The sequence below is a fragment of the Kocuria sp. ICS0012 genome, assembly GCF_001665945.1.
Classification (GTDB): Bacteria; Actinomycetota; Actinomycetes; order Actinomycetales; family Micrococcaceae; genus Kocuria; species Kocuria marina.
Map to the genome: position 1 here is coordinate 14803 of NZ_LZMM01000013.1, position 21592 is coordinate 36394.

General features: G+C 69.5%; 17 protein-coding genes and 1 tRNA gene. 4 read left to right on the top strand and 14 right to left on the bottom strand.

Going from position 1 to position 21592, the window contains the following annotated elements; all coding sequences use genetic code 11:
- Positions 1-22: 22 nt before the first annotated feature.
- The 6 genes from rho to argS all read right to left on the bottom strand — a co-directional run bounded on the left by rho (position 23) and on the right by argS (position 9257).
- Positions 23-2158, bottom strand: a complete 2136-nt coding sequence (rho, locus tag A5728_RS01275; RefSeq protein WP_064845336.1) for a transcription termination factor Rho — start codon at positions 2156-2158, stop codon at positions 23-25.
- Positions 2159-2449: 291 nt separating this feature from the next.
- Complete coding sequence (gene thrB / locus A5728_RS01280; RefSeq protein WP_231885434.1) at positions 2450-3412, bottom strand: homoserine kinase; 963 nt, start codon at positions 3410-3412, stop codon at positions 2450-2452.
- A 95-nt stretch (positions 3413-3507) separates the two neighbouring features.
- Positions 3508-4617, bottom strand: a complete 1110-nt coding sequence (gene thrC / locus A5728_RS01285) for a threonine synthase (RefSeq protein ID WP_064845337.1) — start codon at positions 4615-4617, stop codon at positions 3508-3510.
- Positions 4618-4679: 62 nt separating this feature from the next.
- On the bottom strand, positions 4680-5996 hold the full coding sequence (locus A5728_RS01290) for a homoserine dehydrogenase (RefSeq protein WP_064845338.1): 1317 nt from the start codon (positions 5994-5996) through the stop codon (positions 4680-4682).
- Between the two features lie 155 nt (positions 5997-6151).
- Positions 6152-7582 (bottom strand): diaminopimelate decarboxylase, encoded by a 1431-nt coding sequence (gene lysA, locus A5728_RS01295; protein ID WP_064845339.1) that lies wholly within the window; start codon positions 7580-7582, stop codon positions 6152-6154.
- A gap of 4 nt (positions 7583-7586) precedes the next feature.
- Positions 7587-9257, bottom strand: coding sequence for an arginine--tRNA ligase (gene argS / locus A5728_RS01300; protein WP_064845340.1), 1671 nt, complete (start codon positions 9255-9257; stop codon positions 7587-7589).
- A 123-nt stretch (positions 9258-9380) separates the two neighbouring features.
- Here argS and A5728_RS01305 point away from each other — a divergent pair.
- Positions 9381-9456, top strand: a tRNA-Arg gene (locus tag A5728_RS01305).
- Positions 9457-9553: 97 nt separating this feature from the next.
- Here the strand turns inward: A5728_RS01305 and A5728_RS01310 are convergent.
- Genes A5728_RS01310 through A5728_RS01325 form a run of 4 tightly spaced genes read right to left on the bottom strand, consistent with a single transcriptional unit; the run spans position 9554 to position 12794 of the window.
- Positions 9554-9925 carry a hypothetical protein gene (locus A5728_RS01310; protein ID WP_064845341.1) on the bottom strand — a complete coding sequence of 124 codons (372 nt, stop codon included), beginning with the start codon at positions 9923-9925 and terminating at the stop codon, positions 9554-9556.
- A 4-nt stretch (positions 9926-9929) separates the two neighbouring features.
- Positions 9930-10838: an ABC transporter ATP-binding protein gene (locus tag A5728_RS01315; protein ID WP_064845342.1), complete on the bottom strand. Its 909-nt coding sequence runs from the start codon at positions 10836-10838 to the stop codon at positions 9930-9932.
- A gap of 4 nt (positions 10839-10842) precedes the next feature.
- Positions 10843-11802, bottom strand: coding sequence for an ABC transporter permease (locus A5728_RS01320; RefSeq protein ID WP_064845343.1), 960 nt, complete (start codon positions 11800-11802; stop codon positions 10843-10845).
- Positions 11803-11807: 5 nt separating this feature from the next.
- The gene (locus A5728_RS01325; protein ID WP_064845344.1) at positions 11808-12794 is read right to left on the bottom strand and encodes an ABC transporter substrate-binding protein; all 987 of its coding nucleotides are present in this window, start codon (positions 12792-12794) and stop codon (positions 11808-11810) included.
- A 165-nt stretch (positions 12795-12959) separates the two neighbouring features.
- Here A5728_RS01325 and hrpA point away from each other — a divergent pair, with 165 nt between their 5' ends.
- Entirely contained in the window at positions 12960-17087 is a 4128-nt protein-coding gene (gene hrpA, locus A5728_RS01330) for an ATP-dependent RNA helicase HrpA (protein ID WP_064845345.1), read from the top strand.
- Positions 17088-17166: 79 nt separating this feature from the next.
- Here the strand turns inward: hrpA and A5728_RS01335 are convergent, their stop codons facing one another.
- Together A5728_RS01335 and A5728_RS01340 are read right to left on the bottom strand one after the other, a co-directional pair.
- A complete protein-coding gene (locus tag A5728_RS01335; RefSeq protein ID WP_064845346.1) occupies positions 17167-17595 on the bottom strand; it encodes an HIT family protein in 429 nt (142 codons plus the stop codon).
- Between the two features lie 46 nt (positions 17596-17641).
- A complete protein-coding gene (locus A5728_RS01340) occupies positions 17642-18304 on the bottom strand; it encodes an MBL fold metallo-hydrolase (RefSeq protein ID WP_064845347.1) in 663 nt (220 codons plus the stop codon).
- Between the two features lie 105 nt (positions 18305-18409).
- Here A5728_RS01340 and A5728_RS01345 point away from each other — a divergent pair, with 105 nt between their 5' ends.
- Complete coding sequence (locus A5728_RS01345) at positions 18410-18871, top strand: Fur family transcriptional regulator (protein WP_064845348.1); 462 nt, start codon at positions 18410-18412, stop codon at positions 18869-18871.
- A 5-nt stretch (positions 18872-18876) separates the two neighbouring features.
- On the top strand, positions 18877-19827 hold the full coding sequence (locus A5728_RS01350) for a diacylglycerol kinase family protein (RefSeq protein ID WP_064845349.1): 951 nt from the start codon (positions 18877-18879) through the stop codon (positions 19825-19827).
- Here the strand turns inward: A5728_RS01350 and A5728_RS01355 are convergent.
- Both A5728_RS01355 and A5728_RS01360 read right to left on the bottom strand, forming a co-directional pair.
- Complete coding sequence (locus A5728_RS01355) at positions 19749-20744, bottom strand: metal ABC transporter permease (protein ID WP_064845350.1); 996 nt, start codon at positions 20742-20744, stop codon at positions 19749-19751. The genes A5728_RS01350 and A5728_RS01355 overlap by 79 nt on opposite strands.
- Positions 20741-21592, bottom strand: a complete 852-nt coding sequence (locus A5728_RS01360) for a metal ABC transporter ATP-binding protein (RefSeq protein ID WP_064845351.1) — start codon at positions 21590-21592, stop codon at positions 20741-20743. The genes A5728_RS01355 and A5728_RS01360 overlap by 4 nt, the downstream gene beginning before the upstream one ends.

Below are 21592 nucleotides of genomic sequence, written 5' to 3' on the forward strand. Positions count from 1 at the left end.
GGAACGCGGTGCTCGCGGGTTCCTAGTGACCGGCCAGCGTGGTCTTCTGGACCTGCAGCAGGAACTCGGTGTTGGACTGGGTATCCCGCAGCTTGCTCGTGAGCAGTTCCAGGGCCTGCTGCTGTTCCAGACCGGAGAGCACGCGGCGCAGCCGCCACATGATCTTGATCTCGTCCGCGGACAGCAGGTTCTCCTCGCGGCGGGTACCGGAGGAATTGACGTCCACGGCCGGGAAGATCCGCCGGTCCGCGAGCTGACGGGACAGGCGCAGTTCCATGTTGCCCGTGCCCTTGAACTCCTCGAAGATGACCTCGTCCATCTTGGACCCGGTCTCCACGAGCGCGGTCGCGAGGATGGTCAGCGAGCCACCGTTCTCGATGTTGCGCGCGGCGCCGAAGAACTTCTTGGGCGGGTACAGCGCGGCGGAGTCCACACCACCGGAGAGGATGCGGCCGGACGCCGGTGCCGAGAGGTTGTACGCGCGGCCCAGGCGGGTCATGGAGTCCAGCAGGACCACCACGTCCATGCCCATCTCCACCAGGCGCTTGGCCCGCTCGATCGCGAGCTCCGCGACCGTGGTGTGGTCGTCCGCAGGCCGGTCGAAGGTCGAGGCGATAACCTCACCCTTGACCGTGCGCTGCATGTCCGTGACCTCTTCGGGGCGCTCGTCCACGAGCACCATCATGAGGTGGACCTCGGGGTTGTTGGTCGTGATCGCGTTGGCGATCGATTGCAGCATGAGCGTCTTACCGGCCTTGGGCGGGGAAACGATCAGACCGCGCTGGCCCTTGCCGATCGGGGCCACGAGATCCACCACGCGGGGACCGATCTTCTTGGGCTCGGTCTCCAGGCGCAGCCGCTCTTGGGGGTACAGCGGGACGAGCTTGTTGAACTCGACCCGGTCCTTGTTCTCCTCGGGCTTGCGGCCGTTGACCGTGGTCAGCTGCACGAGCGCGGAGAACTTCTGGCGCGAGTTGTTGTGTTGTTCGCCCTCACGGGGAGCACGGATGGCACCCACGATCGCGTCGCCCTTGCGCAGGTTGTTCTTCTTGACCTGGGACAGGCTCACGTACACGTCCGACGGGCCGGGCAGGTAGCCCGAGGTGCGCACGAACGCGTAGTTGTCGAGCACGTCCAGGATGCCCGCCACGGGCAGCAGGACGTCGTCCTCGGTGATCTCGACGTCGTCCACGTCCGGACCGTTGTGCCGGTTGCGACGGTTGCGCCGCTCGTTGCGGTCGTTGCGGTCGTTACGGTCGTTACGGTCGTTGCGATTGCGGTTGCGCCGGTTGCGGCGGGAGTTGCCCTCACCGTCGTTGTTGCGATCGTTGTTGTTGCGGTTGCGCCGGTCGTTGCGGTTCTGGTTGTCCTGACCGCCGTCCTTGGGGTCACCGGAATCGTTGGAACCGCCTTGGCCCTTGGAGTCACGGGGGTTGTCCCGGTCCTGACCGTTGTCCTTGGAATCCTTCTGGTGGTTGGCGTGGCGGGAACCGTCCACCTGACCCTGCTTGTTCTCGCGCCGGTTCTCGTCCTGGGACGAGCCGTTCTGCTCGGACTTCTCGTTGCGGCGACCGCGCTGGTTGCGCTGACCGCGCCCGGACTCGTTGCCGGAGTCGTCAGAGCCCTGGGCGGAGTCCTGCCCGGACTCGTCCCGGCCCTTCTCCGCCTGGTCCTTGTCCTGCTGGTTCTGGGCGGAACGGTCCTGGCCGGAGCGCCCGTGCTCACCGGTGCCGCTGGCCGTGGCGCGCCGGGAACGGCGCGAACCGCCCTGCCGCGGGACGTTCTGTTCGCCGTTCTCGCCCTCCGAGCCCTCCTGGGACTTCGAGGAGGAGTCCGACGACGCCGCGTCCGCGGACGCGGCGGCCGGAGCGGCGTCGGCGGAGGACGACTGCGGAGCGTCGGAGGAGTGGCGCTGGGAGGCCTTGCGAGCGGTCTGCTCGATCTTGGCCTCCACGGCTTTGTCGCGCTCGGCGACGGCGCCCCCGCGCTGGTGGGCCTCGATGGCCTCGACCAGCAAGGACTTGCGCATGCGACGCGCGCCGGTGATGCCCAACTGGGCCGCGAGGGCCTGCAGCTGCGCGAGTTTGAGCCCGGACAGACCGGTGCTCTGGGCGTTCGAGGTGTCCGTTCCCTGTTCGGGGGCGGTGGTTTCTGTCACGAAGCTTCCTTCTGACTCGATGAGGGTTGCGGCACTCAGATCGCCAGCAACCCGACGATGATGGTGTGGGCCACCCGCGGCGGGCCACGAAAGTGCGCGCCGGAGGCGCGCGTCATCAGCAATGAAGTCCCCCGAATCTCCCGCGGAGCCGGGACGCCACATTACAGAGGTGGCTGGTCTACGCGGAAGAGGATCGCAGAGAGGCGACGCGGTCGAACACCTGCGTTGAGGAACTGCGCACGAGGCTCGGCTGCGGGGCTGCACTGTCCGGCACGGACGCGAACCCGGGGCCTATTGCGTGGATACGCTCACTTTAGCACCCTCTTCGGGCACCCGCAGGACATGAACACGCCACGTCACCGTTCGCCCCTGGTACTCGTGCGCCGACGACGCCGCGTCCGCCGCGATCTCCTCGATCGCCGCAGCCACGCGCCCAGCGTGCTCCGCGCCGTTCGCGAGCGTGAGCACGGTGGGGCCCGCACCCGAGATCAGGGCGGCGTGACCGAGGTCGCGCAATCGGGTCATGAGCTCGCAGCTCGGTGCCATGGCCTGTGCACGGTAGGGCTGGTGCAGCAGGTCGAACGTCGCAGGCACGAGCAGCTCGGGCCGTTCGCCCAGGGCCGCAACCAGAAGCGCCGCGCGGCCGGCGTTCACGGCCGCCGTGCGATGCGCGACCATCTCCGGCAGCAGCCCGCGGGCCACCGACGTGGCGACTTCGAAGTCGGGCACCGCGACCACGGGGACCACGTCCGGGTGCACGCGCACGGGCACGCTGTGGAAACGGCCTTCGTCCTCGTACGAGATCGTCAGACCACCCAGCAGGGTGGGGGCCACGTTGTCCGGGTGTCCCTCCATGTGGGAGCACACCTGCAGCACCGCATCCGGTGAGAGCCGGTGGGACGCGGGGAGCAGCGCGTTGGCCGCGAGGACACCGGCGACCACCGCGGAGGCCGAGGAGCCCATGCCCCGGCCGTGCGGGATCGCGTTGTGGGCGCGCAAGCGCAGCGGGGGCAGCTCACCGGCCCCGGCGGCGTCGAACGCGGCCTGCATGGCACGGATCACCAGGTGCTCGGGACCGCGCGGCACGCCCGCCGCGCCCTCCCCCGAGAGGTCGAACTCGAGTCCGCGCTCGATGCGCGTGAGCGTCACGGTGTCGTAGTGACCCAGTGCGAGACCGAGCGAGTCGAAGCCCGGGCCCACGTTGCCCGTGGAGCCGGGGACCCGCACGCTCACGGTGGTACCCACGGGCGTGATGGCGCCCGGCACGTTCCCGGTGCGGGGTGCGCTGTCGGTGTCGGGCGCGTCGGTGCGGGTGGCGTGCAATGGTGCGTTATTCACGGCGGAGCCGGTCATTCCAGGCCGAGGGCCGAGGCCACGGAGACCACGTCGAAGGCCACGCGCTTGGGCTCGGCGGCCGTGGGGTCCTCGGCCTCGGCGCCCTTGATCGCCCACTGGGGGTCCTTCAGGCCGTGGCCCGTGACGGTCACCACGATCGTCGCGTCCGTGGGTACCTCCCCGGCCCGGGCCTTCTTGAGCAGACCCGCCACTCCGGACGCGGAGCCCGGTTCCACGAACACGCCCTCGCGGGACGAGAGCCAGCGGTGGGCCTCGAGGATCTCGACGTCGCTCACGGAGTCGATGAGCCCGCCGGACTCGTCACGCGCGGCGATGGCCGTGTCCCAGGACGCGGGGTTGCCGATCCGGATCGCGGTCGCGATGGTCTCCGGTTCCGTCACGGGATGGCCCAGCACGAGAGGTGCGGCACCCTCCGCCTGGAAGCCCCACATGGCGGGCGTGCGGGTGGACACCGCAGGCAGGGTCTCACCCGAGGTGGCCGGGGTCTCCTGCGCGTACTCTCGGTAGCCCTTCCAGTACGCCGTGATGTTCCCGGCGTTGCCCACGGGCAGCACGTGGATGTCCGGGGCGTCGCCCAGTGTGTCCACGACCTCGAAGGCCGCGGTCTTCTGACCCTCGATCCGGTACGGGTTCACGGAGTTGACCAGGAAGACCGGGTAGGACTCGGAGAGCTTGCGCGCGACCTCCAGGCAGTTGTCGAAGTTGCCGTCGATCTGGATGATGTCCGCGCCGTGGGCCACGGCCTGGGACATTTTGCCCATGGAGATCTTGCCCTCCGGCACGAGCACCGCGCTGCGCATCCCGGCCTGCTTGGCGTACGCCGCCGCGGACGCGGACGTGTTGCCGGTGGACGCGCACACCACGGCCTTGGCCCCGGACTCCTTGGCCTTGGTGATGGCCATGGTCATCCCGCGGTCCTTGAACGAACCGGTGGGGTTCATGCCCTCGAACTTGAGCCACACCGTGGAGCCCGTGAGCTCGGACAGCGCCCGCGCCTGGATGAGAGGGGTGCCACCCTCTCCCATGGTGATGACCTCGGTCTGCTTGGTGACCGGCAACCGGTCCTTGTACTCGTTGATGACGCCCTGCCAGACGTGTGCCATGCCGCGTGCTCCTCGGTTCGACTCGTGGCCCCGCGCTGCGTGGTGCGCCGGGCGCTCAAGAATTATTCTCCGGCTTCCACCGGTGTGACGGACACGATGTCCCGCACCACGTCCAGCTCGCGCAGGGCCGCGACCGTGGCCATGAGGGACGCGTGTCGGCCGCTGTGCGTCACGAGCCGCAGCTGGGACATCCCGGGGGCGTCCGGGTCCTCGATCTGCAGCATCGTGGAGATCGAGACCCCGTGGTCCGCGAACACCTGGGCCAGTTGCGCGAGCGCACCCAGTCGGTCCGTGACGGCCACCGTGATGGACAGCCGCGTGGTGGCGTCGTCCATGCTCACGGCGGGCAGCGCCGCGTAGGCGTCGAGCGGGATGCCCTGAGCTCCCAGCGCGATCGCGCGCGCCGCGGAGACGAGGTCGCCCAGCACCGCCGACGCCGTGGGGTGACCACCCGCGCCCTGTCCGTAGAACATGAGGGAACCCGCGTTCGCGGCCTCCACGAACACCGCGTTGTACGCGCCGTGCACACCCGCGAGCACGTGGTCGCGCGGGATCATCACGGGGTTCACGCGCAGATTCACGCCGTCACCGCAGCGCTCGCCCACGGACAGCAGCTTGATCACGTACCCCGCCTCGCGGGCGGCCGCGACGTCCTGCGCCGTGATGCCCGTGATCCCCACGCAGTGCACGTCCGCGATCGTGTAGGTCGAGTGGAACGCGAGGGACGCGAGCACGGCGGCCTTGGCGGCGGCGTCGTGCCCCTCGACGTCCGCGGTGGGGTCCGCCTCGGCGTAGCCGAGCTCCTGAGCCTGCGCGAGGGCGTCGTCGAACGCGGCCCCCGTGGTGTCCATCTGGTCCAGGATGAAGTTGGTGGTCCCGTTCATGATGCCCAGGAAACGGTTGACCCGGTCCCCCGCGAGCGAGTCGCGCATGGGGCGCACGATGGGGATCGCGCCGGCCACTGCGGCCTCGTAGGACAACTGTGCGCCCGAGGCCGCCGCGGCGTCGTGCAGTTCGCGCCCGTGCTCGGCGAGCAGCGCCTTGTTGCCCGTGATCACGGACTTCCCGGCGTTCAGGGCACGCAGCACTCGCGTGCGCGTGGGTTCGATCCCGCCGGTCAGCTCCACCACCACGTCCGCGGCGTCGATCACCGCGTCCGCGTCCGTGGTCAGCAGTTCCGCGGGCAGCTCCGTGTCCCGCGGGGCTTGCGGATTGCGCACGGCCACGCCGCTCAGTTCCAGGCGCACGCCGCTGCGCAGGGCCAGCTCATGGGCGTGGTTGAGCAGCACGCGGGCCACCTGGGAGCCCACGGTGCCAGCACCCAACAGGGCCACTTTCAGCACGGGCGTCTCGCGGTCGGTTGCGGGTGAAGTGTTCATGGCTCCTGGTGTTCTGTCGGGGGCTTGCTGTCGGGGCGTGTCAATGGGTGGGGCCGCGCCCCGCGGGCTGTCGCGGCCCGGTGGGCGCGGCGGTGCTGCGTCCGGCGCGGGGGCGGGTGCGACGTCGCTCGCGTACCTCGACCGCGCCGGGCGGCTCACACCCCGGTGTCGCGGGCGAGCAGATCCGTGACGGACTCGCGGCGCACGATCTCGCGGGTGGCACCGTCCGGTGCGACCGCCACGATCCCCGGGCGGGGCAGCCAGTTGTAGTTGCTGGACAGGGACCAGCAGTACGCACCGGTCACGGGCACCACGAGCAGGTCACCCGCGGTGACGTCCCCGGGGAGGTAGACGTCCTTGACCACGATGTCACCGGACTCGCAGTGCTTGCCGACCACGCGCGAGAGCACGGGCGTCTCCTCGGACACGCGGTTGGCGAGCACGGCGGTGTAGTCGGCGTCGTAGAGCACGGGACGGGCGTTGTCGCTCATGCCGCCGTCCACGGACACGTACCGGCGCTGCACGCCCGGGCTGACCGTGACGGTCTTGACGGTGCCCACCGTGTAGACCGTGCACCCGGAGGGCCCGGCGATGAACCGGCCCGGTTCGAAGGACAGGTGCGGGGTGGGCAGGTCCGAGGACTCGAGCACGGAGGTGAGCAGCGGGGCGAGGTCCGCGGCGATCGCGGCGACCTCGCGCGGGCTGTCCGCGGCGGTGTACGCCACACCGTGGCCGCCACCCAGGTCGATCTCGGGCAGCGTCACGTCCCAGCGCTCGGCCACGGTCTCGCGCAGCGCGAAGACGCGCTCGGCGGCCTGACCGAAGCCCTCCGCCGCGAAAATCTGGGATCCGATGTGGCAGTGCAGCCCGCGCAGGTCCAGTGCATCGGAGGCGTCAACGCATGCAGCCACGGCCACGAGTGCGGGAGAGTCCTCCCCCTCCTGCACGGGGTTCAGCGAGAGTCCGAACTTCTGGTCCTCGTGGGCGGTCGCGATGAACTCGTGCGTGGACGCGTGCACCCCCGGGGTCACGCGGATCATCACGGGCGCGCGGGTGCCGCGGTCGCGGGCCAGCCGTGCCACGAGCTCGATCTCGGCGAGCGAGTCCACGACGATGCGTCCCACGCCCACCTCGAGGGCCCGGTCGAGTTCCTCCGCGGACTTGTTGTTGCCGTGCAACGCGATCCGGCCCGGGGCCACACCCGCGGCGAGCGCCACGGCGAGTTCCCCGCCGGAGGCGGTGTCGATATTGAGGCCCTCCTCCGTGGCCCACCGCGCCACGGCGGTGTTCAGCAGGGCCTTGGAGGCGTAGTAGACCTCGAGTTCCACGCCGAGAGGATTCAGGGCGGCCTCGAACGCCTCGCGGAAACCGCGGGCGCGGTCCCGGAAGGTCCGTTCAGAGACCACGTAGCTCGGGGAACCGTGGCGCGCGGCGATCTCGGTCACGGGCACGGAATCCACGGTGACGCACCCCGTGTCATCCCGGGCGTACTGGGACGTGAAGACCACGGGGTCCAGTGCCGCGGGGTCCGCGGGGACCTGCAGCCAGGCCGGGGCGAGCGGGTGGGCGGGAGCGAGTTCGGTCATGGGATCACATCCTTTCGGGAGCGGAGACGCCCAGCAGGTCCAGCCCATTGGCGAGGACCTGGCGCACGGCGTCGTTGAGCCATAGGCGGGTGTGGTGGACGGGCGCCACGGGGTCGTCGCCTTGCGGGGTGACCCGGCACGCGTCATACCAGCGGTGGTACGCCCCGGCCAGGGCCTCGAGGTGGCGCGCCACGCGGTGCGGTTCGCGCAGGGCCGCGGCCTGGGCGACGACGGACGGGTACTGTCCGAGCGCGGCCAACAGGTCCGCTTCACGCGGGTGCTCGAGCAGGGACGCGTTGAACCGGTCGGCGCCGGCCTCGTCCGTGTGCGCGACACCGGCGGCGTGGGCGTTGCGTTCCACAGCGCACGTGCGTGCGTGGGCGTACTGGACGTAGAAGACCGGGTTCTCGTTGGAGCGCTTGGTCAGCACGTCCAAATCGATGTCGATGTTGGAGTCCACGGAATAGCGGGTCAGCGAGTACCGCGCGGCGTCCACGCCCACGGCCTCCACGAGGTCCTCCATGGTCACCACGGTGCCCGCGCGCTTGGACATCCGCACCGCGGTGCCGTCCTTGACCAGGTTGACCATCTGACCGATCAGCACCTCGACGGCGTCCGGGGAGTCCCCGAGCGCGGCCGCCGCGGCCTTGAGCCGGGCCACGTAGCCGTGGTGGTCCGCGCCGAGCATGTAGATGCACAGGTCCGCACCGCGGTCCCGCTTGTTCTTGAAGTAGGCGATGTCCCCCGCGATGTACGCGGCGTGACCGTCCGACTTGATGACCACGCGGTCCTTGTCGTCCCCGTGGTCGGTGGAGCGCAGCCACCACGCTCCGTCCTCGAAGTACAGCGCGTCCGAGGAACGCAGCTGGTCGAGCAGCTTCTCGACCTGGCCGTCCTCGAACAGCGAGTTCTCGTGGAAGAAGACGTCGAAGTCCACGCCGAAATCGTGCAGCGAGGATTTGATCTGGGCGAACATCAGTTCCACGCCCGCGGCGCGGAAGACCTCCTGCGGGTCCTCGGACTCCAGGGCGTCCGGGTGCTGGGCCAGGACCTCGTCCGCGATCTCGGAGATGTACTGCCCGCCGTAGCCGTCCTCCGGGGCGGCCTCCCCGCGGGCACGGGCCAGCAGGGAACGGGCGAAGCGGTCGATCTGGTTGCCGTGGTCGTTGAAGTAGTACTCCCGCACGACCGAAGCACCCTGCGCATCCAGGATCCGGGCCAGGGAGTCACCCACGGCGGCCCACCGCGTGCCACCCAGGTGAATCGGACCGGTGGGGTTCGCGGAGACGAACTCGAGGTTGATGGTCGTGCCGGACAGGGTGTCCGCGGTCCCGAAGGCGCGCCCCTGTTCCACGATCGACTGCGCGAGCTCACCGGCCGCGGCGGCGTCGAGCGTGACGTTGAGGAAGCCCGGACCGGCGATGTCCACGGTCTTCACACCGGGGACGGCCGACAGGCGCTCGGAGAGGATCTGCGCGACGTCCCGGGGGGAACGGCCCACCTTCTTGGCCACCTGCATGGCCACGGTGGTGGCCCAGTCCCCGTGCTCACGGTTCTTGGGTCGCTCCACCTTCGCGTGCGGGAGTTCGGCGCCGTCCACCGGGGTCAGTTCACCGGCGGCCACGGCGTCTTGCAGGCATGCGGACACAGCGGAGGAAAGTTCTTCAGGAGTCACTGTGCCAGTGTAACGGCGCGGGAGCACCCCGCTCGATCCGCGCCGATTGGTGCGCCCGCGCGACCTGGTAGTATCGTCGAGTTGTCGTCGCGGGCCTCGTTCTCGGATCCTGTGACACCGCACGCCCGCGTAGCTCAGTGGATAGAGCGTCTGCCTCCGGAGCAGAAGGTCGTAGGTTCGAATCCTGTCGCGGGCACCACGAATGCCCTCCCCTCGGGGAGGGCATTTTCCCATTTTGGGGACCCCCACGCCCTACGGGGCCGGCACCCGGATCGCGGGTGGTTCGAGCTAGCGGGTCAGCGGTGACCGCGGCGCTGCTCGCGGGTCCTCAGGTGGGGGTTCAGCTCGAGTGGGTCGTACTCATTGACCACGGAGTCGCTGCCGTAGTGCTCTTCGAGCAGTTGGTCCTCCTCCACCGGGCGGGGTGGAGCCGTGCGCCGCAGCACGACCCCCACGATCGTGAGCAGGCCACCCACCGCGAGGGTTCCGAAACCCACCGCAATCATGGTCCACCCGCGAGTGTTCAAGGGCTCTCCCCCGTGGTCCGCCGCGGCCCGGCTCATGGCCACGAGTGCCTCCGGGAGGGTGAAACAACACACGAACAACAAAAGCAGCCCCACCGCGGTGATGACGGACGTGAAACGTTGTCTGCGGTGGGGCTGCTTCATACGATCAATGGCCTTCCGGTGACACCCCCGGAGCGGAGGAACCACCCGTTGGGGCGCCGTGGGCGGGGGCACCCCGGGACGGGGCACCGGCCGGTTCGGCGCTGCGAGCTGTCTCCAGAAGCGTAGCGTCATCCAGGGCGGGTTCGCCCGTGGCCGCTTGCAGCGTGCGGAACTCGGCGAGCAGATCCGCCACGGTGGCCTCGGCCTTCTGCTGCGCGTCCAGCTCGAAAAGGATGCGACCCTCGTGCATCATGATGAGCCGGTTGCCCAGCCGCAGGGCCTGGTCCATGTTGTGCGTGACCATGAGCGTGGTCAGGTGACGCTCGTTCACGATCCGCTCGGTGATCTCCGTGACGTGCTGCGCACGCTGGGGATCCAGGGCGGCCGTGTGCTCGTCCAGTAACAAGATCTCGGGTGCGGAGAACGTGGCCATGAGCAGGGACAGCGCCTGGCGTTGCCCGCCGGACAGCAACCCCACCTTGGCCCCCAGCCGGTGCTCCAGACCCAGTTCGAGGGTCTTGAGCTCCTGCTCGAACTCGTGGCGTCGGGCGCGGGTGACGCCGCGCGCGAGACCACGGGAGCGACCGCGGCGCTGCGCGATGGCCATGTTCTGCTCGATGCTCAGGGTGGGCGAGGATCCCTTCATGGGGTCCTGGAACACCCGGGAGATCCACGTGGCCTTGCGGTGTTCGGGAAGCCGCGTGACGTCCCGGTCCCCCACCATGATCCGGCCGCTGTCCGGGATGATCGTCCCGGACACCGTGTTGAGCAGGGTGGACTTGCCCGCACCGTTGGAGCCGATGACCGTGACGAAGTCCCCGGGGTTGACCGTGAGGCTCACCCCGTTCAACGCCACGCGTTCGTTGACCGTCCCGGCGAAGAACGTCTTGCGCACGTCCTGTACGTTCAACATCCGATCACGCTCCCGTTCGTCCGGACACACCGGCGTCCACGGTGCGCCGGGCGCGGGATCGCACGTCCGCCTGCACCGCTTGCGCGGCCCTGAGGGTGCGGTGGCGCTTCCACCGCTTGTACACGCCGAGCTGCGGCAGCACGAGCGCGATCACCACGAGCACCGCGGAGATCAGCTTCATGTCCGAGGGGTTCAGTCCCGCCTGCAGCGCCACGGTGATCACCAGGCGGTACAGCACCGAGCCGAGGATCACCGCGAGCGTGGCGATCACCACGGTGCGCGTGCCAAAGATGCCCTGGCCGAGGATCACGGAGGCGAGGCCCACGACGATCATGCCGATGCCCATGCCGATGTCCGCGAAGCCCTGGTACTGCGCGATCAGGGCACCGGACAAGCCCACGAGGGCGTTGGACAGGCACAGACCGAGGATCTTCTGCCGGTCCGTATTCACCCCGAAGGAACGGATCATCTCCGGGTTGTCACCCGTGGCCTGCATGGCCAGGCCGGCGTCCGTGTACAGGAACCAGTCCAGTGCAAGCTTCACGAGCAGCACACCGACCAACAACAACAGCACTCCCACGACCGTCCCCAGCAGCCCGGCCTCGCGCAGGGGCGTGAAGACGGTCTCCTCGCGCAACAGCGCGAGGTTCGCCTTGCCACCCATAAGCCGCAGGTTCACGGAGTACAGGGCGGTCATGGTCAGGATGCCCGCGAGCAACCCGTTGATCCGCGCCTTGGTGTGCAGCAGCGCGGTGATCAGACCGGCGAAGGCGCCGACCACGAAGCCCACGACGGTCGCAAACCACGGGCTGCCGCCGTGCAGGATCACCATGGCCGCGGTGGCCGCCCCGCTCGTGAAGGACTGGTCCACGGTCAGGTCCGGGAAGTCCAGCACGCGGAACGTGAGGTACACGCCCAGGGCCATGATCGCGTAGATCAGCCCCAGTTCGATTCCAGCGATCACCGGCGTTACTCGATGACCTGGTCGGCCTGGTCCCGCAGGCTCTGCGGGATCTCCACGCCCATGGCCTTGGCGGCCTTGGCGTTGATGATGAGCTTGGTCTCTTTCTGGGACTCCACGGCCATCTCACCGGGCTTGGCGCCGTCTTTGAGGATGCGCACCGCCATCTCACCGGTCTGCTTGCCCAGGTCCGTGTAGTTGATCCCCTGGGTTGCCAGGGCACCGCGCTCCACGGAGTCGCCCTCACCCGCGATCAACGGGATCTTCTTGGCCTCCGCGGCGGAGATCACGGCCTCGAGCCCGGCTACGACCTTGTTGTCGGTGGGCACGTAGATGGAGTCGGTGTCGAAGGACTCGGCGGCCTGGGCCACCTCCGCCGTGGTGGTCACGGTCTTCTCCTCAACCTTCAGACCCTCGGCCTGCGCGGCCTTCTTGGCCTCGTCCACCTGCACCTGGGAGTTGGTCTCACCGGAGCTGTAGATGATGCCCACGGACTTGGCGCCAGACTTGAGCTTCTTGATGAGCTGGATCTGCTCGGCCACGGGGTTCATGTCCGTGGTGCCGGTGACGTTGGCGCCGGGCGCATCCATGGAGTTCACGAGCCCCGCGTCCACGGGATCGGTCACGGCGGTGAACAGGACGGGCTTGTCCGTGACGGCCTGGGCCAGGGACTGGGCGGACGGCGTGGCGATGCCCAGGATCAGATCGTCGTTGGAGGACGCGAAGTTGGAGGCGATGTTGGTCGCGGTGGCCTGGTCGCCGGAGGCGTTCTGCACGTCCAGGGTCAGGTTCTCACCCTCCGTGTAGCCGCCGTCCTTGAGGGCCTGCACGAAACCTTCGCGGGCGGCGTCGAGCGAGGGGTGCTCCACGAACTGCGAGATGCCCACGGTGACCTTCTTGGTCTCACCGGACTGCCCACCGTTGTCGGATCCGCAACCTGTGAGCAGCAACGCCGCGGTGGTGGCCACGGCGGCGACCGGGAGTAAACGCTTCATGACGGGTAATTCCTTTCCCCGAGGGTCAATGATGAGTGGATATTATCTAACAATCGGTCGAAAAAGAGACGCAGCTCACATGTGCGGACAATCGGGCGCGTCGTCGAGCTCCCGCAGCGGCCCGTGGGCGCGTGTCGGCCGGGGCCCGTAGACTCTTCCGTTGACATGACTGAGCCCCGCATCCAGCCCCGCATCGTGTACCCGAACGACCTCCCCGTCAGCGCGCGCCGGGAGGACATTATGGCCGCGATCCGCGATCACCAGGTCGTGGTCATCGCGGGTGAGACCGGTTCCGGCAAGACCACCCAGCTGCCCAAGATGTGTCTGGAGCTGGGTCTGGGGGACGGCGGTCTGATCGGTCACACCCAGCCGCGCAGGATTGCGGCGCGTTCGGTGGCCGAGCGCATCGCCCATGAACTCGGGCAGCGCGTGGGCGACACCGTGGGCTACCAGGTGCGCTTCACGTCCGAGGTGGGCAAGGACTCGCGGATCAAGCTCATGACGGACGGCATCCTGCTGGCCGAGATCGGCCACGACCCGCAGCTGTCGCGCTACAACGCGATCATCATCGACGAGGCCCACGAGCGCTCCCTCAACATCGACTTCCTGCTGGGCTACCTCAAGCGACTGCTCCCCCAGCGCCCGGACCTGAAGGTCGTCATCACGTCCGCGACGATCGACCCGCAACGCTTCGCCGAGCACTTCGTGCTGCCGGACCCGCAGCACCCGGACGCCGACCCAGAGCCCGCCCCGATCATCGAGGTCTCCGGGCGCACCTACCCCGTGGAGATCCGCTACCGGCCACTGGCCCAGGAGCGCGGCGGGGACGGCGGCGAGGACGAGGACAACACCGGCGACGGGCTCGTGGACGAGGACCGCGACCCGATCGACGCCGTGTGCGACGCCGTCGTGGAACTCTCGCGCGAACCCCGCGGGGACATCCTCGTGTTCTTCGCGGGCGAGCGTGAGATCCGGGACGCCCAGGACGCGCTGCACAAGGTCATCGACTCGCACCGCTCCCTGGCCGGGACCCAGATCCTGCCGCTGTTCGGGCGGCTGTCCATGGCCGAACAGAACCGCGTGTTCGCGCCGTCCTCGCACCGCCGGATCGTGCTCGCGACCAACGTGGCCGAGACGTCGCTCACGGTCCCGGGCATCAAGTACGTGATCGACCCGGGCACCGCCCGGATCTCCCGGTACTCGGCGCGCACCAAGGTCCAGCGCCTGCCCATCGAGCGCATCTCCCAGGCGTCGGCGCGGCAGCGCGCGGGGCGCTCGGGGCGTACGTCCGACGGCGTGTGCATCCGGTTGTACTCCGAGGAGGACTTCGAGTCCCGGCCGGAGTACACGGACCCGGAGATCCTGCGCACGAACCTCGCTGCGGTCATCCTGCAGATGATCTCGGTGGGCGTGGTGGAGCAACCCCACGACATCACCCAGTTCCCGTTCGTGCAGAAACCCGATGCGCGCGCGGTCAAGGACGGCGTGGTGCTGCTGCGCGAACTCGGTGCCCTGCGCTCGGGCGCGGCGGACGCGGGCGACGACGCGGCGTCGTCGTCCGCGCGTGACGGGCACCGGGGGCGGCGCTCGCGGTCCGGGCGCCACCGCGGTCGGCAGAGCGGACCGCGGGGTCCGCTGACCCGCACGGGCGAGGTGCTCGCCGCGCTGCCGGTGGACCCGCGACTGGGCCGGATGATCGTGGAGTCGCAGCGCCGGGGGTGCGTGCGCGAGGTGCTCGTGCTCACGGCCGCGCTCACGGTGCAGGACCCGCGGGAACGCCCGCTCGAGAAGCGCCAGGCGGCGGACGAGTTCCACGCGCGCTTCCGCGACAAGACCTCCGACTTCCTGTCCTACGGTCTGCTGTGGCAGTACCTGCAGGAGCAGCAGAGCGAGCTGTCCTCGTCCCAGTTCCGCAAGCTGTGCCGACGCGAGTACCTGAACTTCCTGCGGATCCGCGAGTGGCAGGACCTCTACGCGCAGTTGCGACAGATCGCACGCCAGGTGGGGATCGATGCCGGGGCGTCCCGGGAGATCGACGTCGCCTCGCACCAGGAGGCCGTGCACAAGAGCCTGCTATCCGGGCTGCTGAGCAACATCGGCGTGCGGGACGAACGCACGCGCGAGTACCGCGGCGCGCGCGGGACCAAGTTCGCGATCTTCCCGGGCTCGGCCCTGTTCAAGACGTCCCCGGACTGGCTCGTGTCCGCGGAGCTCGTGGAGACCTCCCGATTGTGGGCGCGCACCAACGCGGCGATCAAGCCCGAGTGGGCCGAGGAGATCGCGCCGCAGCTCGTCAAGCGCAGCTACTCCGAACCCCACTGGTCCCGTTCCCGCGGGGCCGTAATGGCGTACGAGAAGGTCACGCTCTACGGGCTGCCCGTGGTGTCCGAGCGGCCCGTGTTGTTCTCCCGGATCGATCCCGAACTCTCCCGGGAACTGTTCATCCGCCACGCGCTCGTGGAGGGCGACTGGCAGACCCGCCACACGTTCGTCAAGCGCAATCGCAAGGCCCTGGCCCAGGTCGAGGAACTCGAGAACCGCATGCGCCGCAAGGACCTGCGCGTGGACGACCAGGTGCTGTTCGACTTCTACGACGCGCGCGTGCCCGCGGACGTGGTCTCCCAGCGGCATTTCGATGCGTGGTGGAAGAAGGCCCGCCAGCGGGACGAGCACCTGCTGGACCTCACTCCCGAGGACCTGATCGCGCCCGAGGTCGCGGAGCTGGACACGGCCTCCTTCCCGCGGTCCTGGACCGTGGCATCCCCGGACGGCGAGCTGAGTCTGGACCTGGACTACGAATTCGCGCCCGGGGCGGAGACCGCGGACGGCGTCACGGTGCGGGTCCCCGTGCTGTTCCTGGACCGACTGGCCCCCGAGCAGTTCGAATGGCACATCCCCGGGCTGCGTGTGGAGCTCGTGACCGCGCTGATCAAATCGCTGCCCAAGGCCGTGCGGCGCAACTTCGTGCCCGCCCCGGACACCGCCGTCACCGCCGTGAAGCACCTGGACGCCGAGTTCGATCCGGCCCGCGACTCCCTCCTGGAGTCCCTGGCCACCGTTCTGCGGCGGTTGCGGGGCCACCCCGTCCAGGCCTCGGACTTCCACCCGGAGGCCCTGCCCGCCCACCTGCGCATGCGCTTCGAGGTGCGCGACGCCCGCAACTCGGTACTGGGCCGGGGCGACGACCTCACGGAGCTCAAACAGCGGTTGCGGCCCAAGGTCCGCGCGGCGCTCGCCGAGTCCCTCGGGGGCGCTGCGGCCCAGCTGTACGACGCCGCTCGGGGCAGCGCCGAGGGTTCGGCCGCGTCCGGTGACGACGCCGCCGCGGCCCGTCGCGGTCGCGGCAAGCGGGGCTCGGCGCGACCGGCCCCAGGGACTTCCCCCGGATCCGGCGCACCCCAGGCCGCCTCGCTGGAACGCACCGACCTCACGGCGTGGCCCGAACCCGATCCGCCGCGCCGCGTGGAGACGACCGTGGCGGGTCAGACGGTCACGGGATACCCCACACTCGTGGCGGTGCGGGACACCGATGCTTCGCAGCCACCCCGCGTGGACCTGCGGATCCTGAGCGACGCGGAGGAACAGCGCGCCGCGCAACGCGACGGCGTGATCGCCCTGCTGCACCGGACCCTGCCGTCCGTGCACCGCTACGTGGTGGGCCACCTGAGCCAGAAGGAACGGTTGATCTTCACCCAGAACCCCCACGGTTCGGTCGAGGCGCTCATCACCGATTGCACGATCGCCGCGATCGACCGGCTGGTACCCGAGGAGCCGCCGTTCACGCGGGACCAGTTCCGGGCGGTCGCCGAGCACGTACGCGCCGAGCTGATCGACACGGTCTTCGCCGTCACTGCGCTCGTGACCACCGCGCTCACCGAGTCCAACACCGTGCGCAAACGGTTGAAGAAACCCGGGTCACTCGGGGCGGTCGCCGCGTTCAAGGACATGTCCGAGCAGCTCTCCCGCTTGATCCATCCCGGCTTCGTGGCCCGCACCGGGTGGCGGGCCCTGCAGCACGTGCCGCGCTACCTCGCGGGGATCAACGTGCGCCTGGACAAACTCTCCGGCCACCTGCAGCGGGACGCCGTGGCCATGCAGACCGTGCACGATCTCGAGGCCGAGTACCGCGCCGCGGTGGACGCCGTCCCCTCGACCGTACCCACGCCCGCTGCGCTGCGGGCCGTGCGCTGGGACCTCGAGGAACTGCGCATCTCGTTCTTCGCGCAGGAACTGGGCACCGCGCACACGGTGTCGGAGAAGCGGATCCGCAAGCGGTTGCGCGAGCTCGGCTGAGCGACACCGGCGGTTAAAGCCCGCCAGCGACGGGTGCATTGCACCCGCCGCCGGTACCCGTGAGCGAGGCCGTCGGTCGCTACTGCTGCGGGACCTCGTCCTGGTGGCCCTGGGCCTCGAGGGCCTCGCGGATCCGGCGGGCAGACTCGTCCAGGACCGCGGGGTCCGGGTCCTGATCCACCTGGGCGAAGTCGAACTCCTCGATCGAATTGGTGGGCCACACGTGCAGGTGGGTGTGGGGCACCTCGAAGCCCTGGATCATGAGCCCCACCCGTTTGGGCGTGAACGCGGCGTCGATGGCCTTGCCGATGAACTGGCTGACCTTCATGAGGTGCAGGGCCAGCTCCACGGGTAGGTCCACCCACGCGTCGATCTCCTGGCGCGGGACCACCAGGACGTGGCCCTGGGACAGGGGCTGGATGGACAGGAAGCCCACGCAGTGCTCGTCCGCCCAGACGAACCGGCCGGGCAGTTCGCCCTCGATGATCCTGGTGAACACTGAACTCACGGTGATGTCCTTTCCGTCGGGTGGAACCGGCTGGTGGCCGGATGGGTCATGCGGTGCGGAGCTCCACGCTCTCGCGAGTGTCCAGGTGCCGGTACTCGGTCCCGTAGACCTGCGAGAAATGCCTGACCTGCTTCTCCACGACACCGAAGCCGGTCTCGGAGAGCAGCGCGTCGTGGATCTGGTACACCCGCTGCGCGCGGGTCGCGATGATGAAGTCGATGACTTCGGACATCTTGGACCACGGGGCGTGCAACGGGACCAGGACCGTGGGAACGGTGAGCCCGTGCGGGACGGTGAAGGAGTCCCCGGGGTGGAACACGGCGTCGTCGATCACGTAGCCCACGTTGGCGATGGTGGGGATGAGGGGGTGGATCAGTGCGTGCTGACCCCCGTACGTGGCCACGGAGAACGGCCCCGCGGTGAACGTGGTGTCCGCCGACACGGCGTGCAACCGGTCCGTGTCCCTGATGTGCTCCGCGAGCTTCTCGATCACCTGGCCCGGGGCATGCACCGTGAGCTCGGGATCCGCCGAAAGGACGGCGCCCAGCCGCTCGGCGTCGTAGTGGTCCGGGTGCTCGTGGGTGATGAGGACCGTGTCCGCTCCGCGCAGTGCCTCCTCGACCTCGGAGAACGTACCCGGGTCGATCACGAGCACCGCGCCGTCCTTCTCGAGGCGCACGCACGAGTGGGTGAACTTGGTCAGCAACATGGCTTCACCCTAGCGGCTCGGTCCGGCCGTGACGACGCCGCCTGTGCATGTCCGCGCCGCACGTTAAGATGTCCCGGACGACCGCTCGCGGAAAGGACACCTGGGTTGAGCACCAAGACCACCGGAACCGCGGAGGTTCGCAACACCAAGCAGCGCCGTGCCGTGACCGGCGCGCTGCAGGGGTTGGAGGACTTCATCTCCACGCAGGACCTGCACCGGCTGTTGCGCGATCGCGGACAGTCGGTGTCCCTGGCCACCACGTACCGGATCCTGCAGTCCATGGCCGAGCTGGGTCAGGTGGACGTGCTGCGCAACGCCGAGGGCGAGGCCATCTACCGTCGGTGCGAGGCCGAGCACCACCACCATCACATCGTGTGCCGCTCGTGCGGCGCGGCCGTGGAACTCGAAGCTCCGGACGTCGAGACATGGGCGGAGGAGACCGCGCGCCGCTACGGTTACGCGGACGTGGACCACACCGTGGAGATCTCCGGGATCTGTGCCGAGTGCGGGGCCCGGGGCCGCGTCGAGTCCTCCGACGCCCGAGAAACCGCGAAACCCGCCCGGTGACCCGGATGTCACGCCGCGAGATCCTGCTCGTCCACAACGGCGCCTCCCTCGTGGGCCGGAACGCGTGCGAGCGCGCCGTGGGCATCCTGCGGGCCGGCGGCTACGACCCCCGACCGCTCAGCGCGGCCACCGCCCAGGCCCTCTCCCGCGATCTCACCGCGACCCTGCGCAACGCGTCCACCCGGATCGCCGCGGTCGTCGCGGTCGGCGGAGACGGCATGGTCCACCTGGTCCTGCAGTCACTGAACCGGTTGCGCGAGCAGGGCGTCGAGTTCCCGTTCGGGCTGATCCCGGCCGGTTCCGGCAACGATCTGGCCCGGTTCCACGGTGTACCCGTGGGGGACGTCGAACGCGCGGCGGGCCGGGTGCTGCGCGGACTCGAGTCCCCCGAACGCAGCATGGACCTCGTGCACGTCACGTGCGCGGACGGCAGCCACCACGTGTGCGCGACCGCGGTGTGCCTCGGCCTCGACGCCCGCGTGAACGCGCGCGCCAACCGCTGGTCCAGCGTCACGCACTCGGTCAAGTACGTCGCCGCGCTCGCTGTGGAGGCCGTCTCCATGCGCGCGCGGCGTTACGACCTGAGCTGGACCGGCCCGGACGGCGCGTGCCACGTGAGTGACCGCACGCTGACCTTCCTGGCGCTGACCAACACCTCGTCGATCGGGGGCGGGCTGACCATCGTTCCCCGCGCGGATCCCACGGACGGCTCGGGTGAGCTGTTCATGGTCTCCGACGTGGGCGCGCTGCGGCTCGCGTGGCTATTCCCCCGCTTGTTCCTGGGCACGCACGAATCCCTGCGGGAGGTCACCGTGGTGCCCGCCACGGCCGCGACCGTCGCGGCCCACGGTATCTCTTCCGAGCCGCGGGACGCGGCCTACGGCGACGGCGAACGGTTGGGTCCGCTGCCCGCCTCGCTCAAGGTGCTCCCCGCCGCGGTGCGCGTCCTGCTCTGAACCGCGCGACCGGCGCCGAGCGGCGTCGTCGACCGCGGTGTCGAACGGCGATACGACGACGAGCGCTCACGCGCCGCGCGCACGCACCGCGAGACGAGCCACACGACGAACGAGATGGTCGTGACGTACGGGCTGATCGGGACGTTGCCGCCCAGCGCCAGGAGGATCCCGCCCACCATGGCGAGCTCGGCGAAGACCACGGAGAGCACCACGGTGCGCGCGGGACTCGAGGTGAGGTTCATGGCCGCCGCGGCCGGGGTGATCAGAAGCGCGAGCACGAGCAGCGCGCCCACGATCTGCACGGACATCGCGACCGAGATCCCCAGCACGACCATGAACATGATCGCCAACGAGCGCATCGGCAGCCCCTTGGCCCGGGCCACGAGCGGGTCCGTGCTCGCGAACGTCAGCGGCCGCCACACCACAAGCAGCGTGGCGAGCACCACCACGGACAGCACGATCATCGACGTCAGCTGCAGGGAGGACACGGAGACGATTTGGCCCGTGAGCAGGGAGAACTTGTTGGAGGATCTGCCTTCGTAGAGGGACAGGAAGAGGATCCCGAGCCCCAGGCCGAAGGGCATGAGCACGCCCACGAACGAGTTGCCCTCCCGCGCGCGCAGGCCCATGAACCCCATGATGAGCGCGGCGAGCACGGACCCCACGAGGGACCCGGTGACCACATCGGAGCCGACCAACAGGGCCGCGGCGGCACCGGCGAAGGACAGCTCCGCGATCCCGTGCACCGAGAACGCGAGATCGCGCATCATCACGAACGTGCCCACGAGCCCGCCCACCAAGCCAAGCACCGCGCCCGCCCACACGGAGTTGCGCAGCAGGGACAGCAGTTCGCCGTAGTTGTCGAAGACGAACACGGAACCGAACAATGAGTTCCAGTCGATCGCGGCTAGGCTCACAGGATCAGCTCCTCCGGGGAATCGGTGTGGTGGGAGCTGTCCGGGCGCCCGGCCACGAGGATGCGACCGTTGCTGCGCAGCACCTCGACGCGGGTCCCGTACAGCTCGGAGAGCACGTCCGAACGCAGCACCTGGTCCGGCGTGCCGATCCGGAACGAGCCGTTGGCCAGGTAGAGGATCCGGTCCACGTGCTCCATGATCGGGTTCACGTCATGGGTCACGAAGACCACGGCGCACCCGCTGCGTTCACGTTGTTCGTGCACGAGCTCGCTCACCACGTGCTGGTGATGCAGGTCCAGGGACAGCAGGGCCTCGTCGCACAGCACGAGCGTGGGGTCCGCAGCGAGCGCCTGGGCCACGCGCAGGCGCTGTTGCTCACCCCCGGACAGCACGCCCACGGGGGCGTCCGCGTAGTCGGTGGCACCCACGCGTTCGAGCAACTCGTCCACGGTGCGGTGCACGCGGCGTGGATGCAGTCGGATCCCCCAGCGGTGCCCGTCCACGCCCTGCGCCACGAGGTCCCGGGCCCGCAGCGGCGTGCGCGCCGGGAAGCCGCGCTGTTGGGGCACGTACCCCACGCGGGCGGCGGCGGCCCGCGGACGGGTCCCGTTGACGCGTACGGTCCCGCTCGTGAGCGGGAGCAGTCCCAGCAGCACGCGCAGGAAGCTCGTCTTGCCGGTCCCGTTGGAGCCCAGGACCGCGAGGTACTCCCCCGGGGCGACGTCCAGGTCCAGACCGGACCACAGGGTGCGGTCCCCGAAGGCCAGGCGCGCGTCCCTGAGCCGGACGACGGCGTCGTCGGCCCCGGAACGGGCGGCCACCTCGGGTGCGGATTGGGGTGCGTTCAT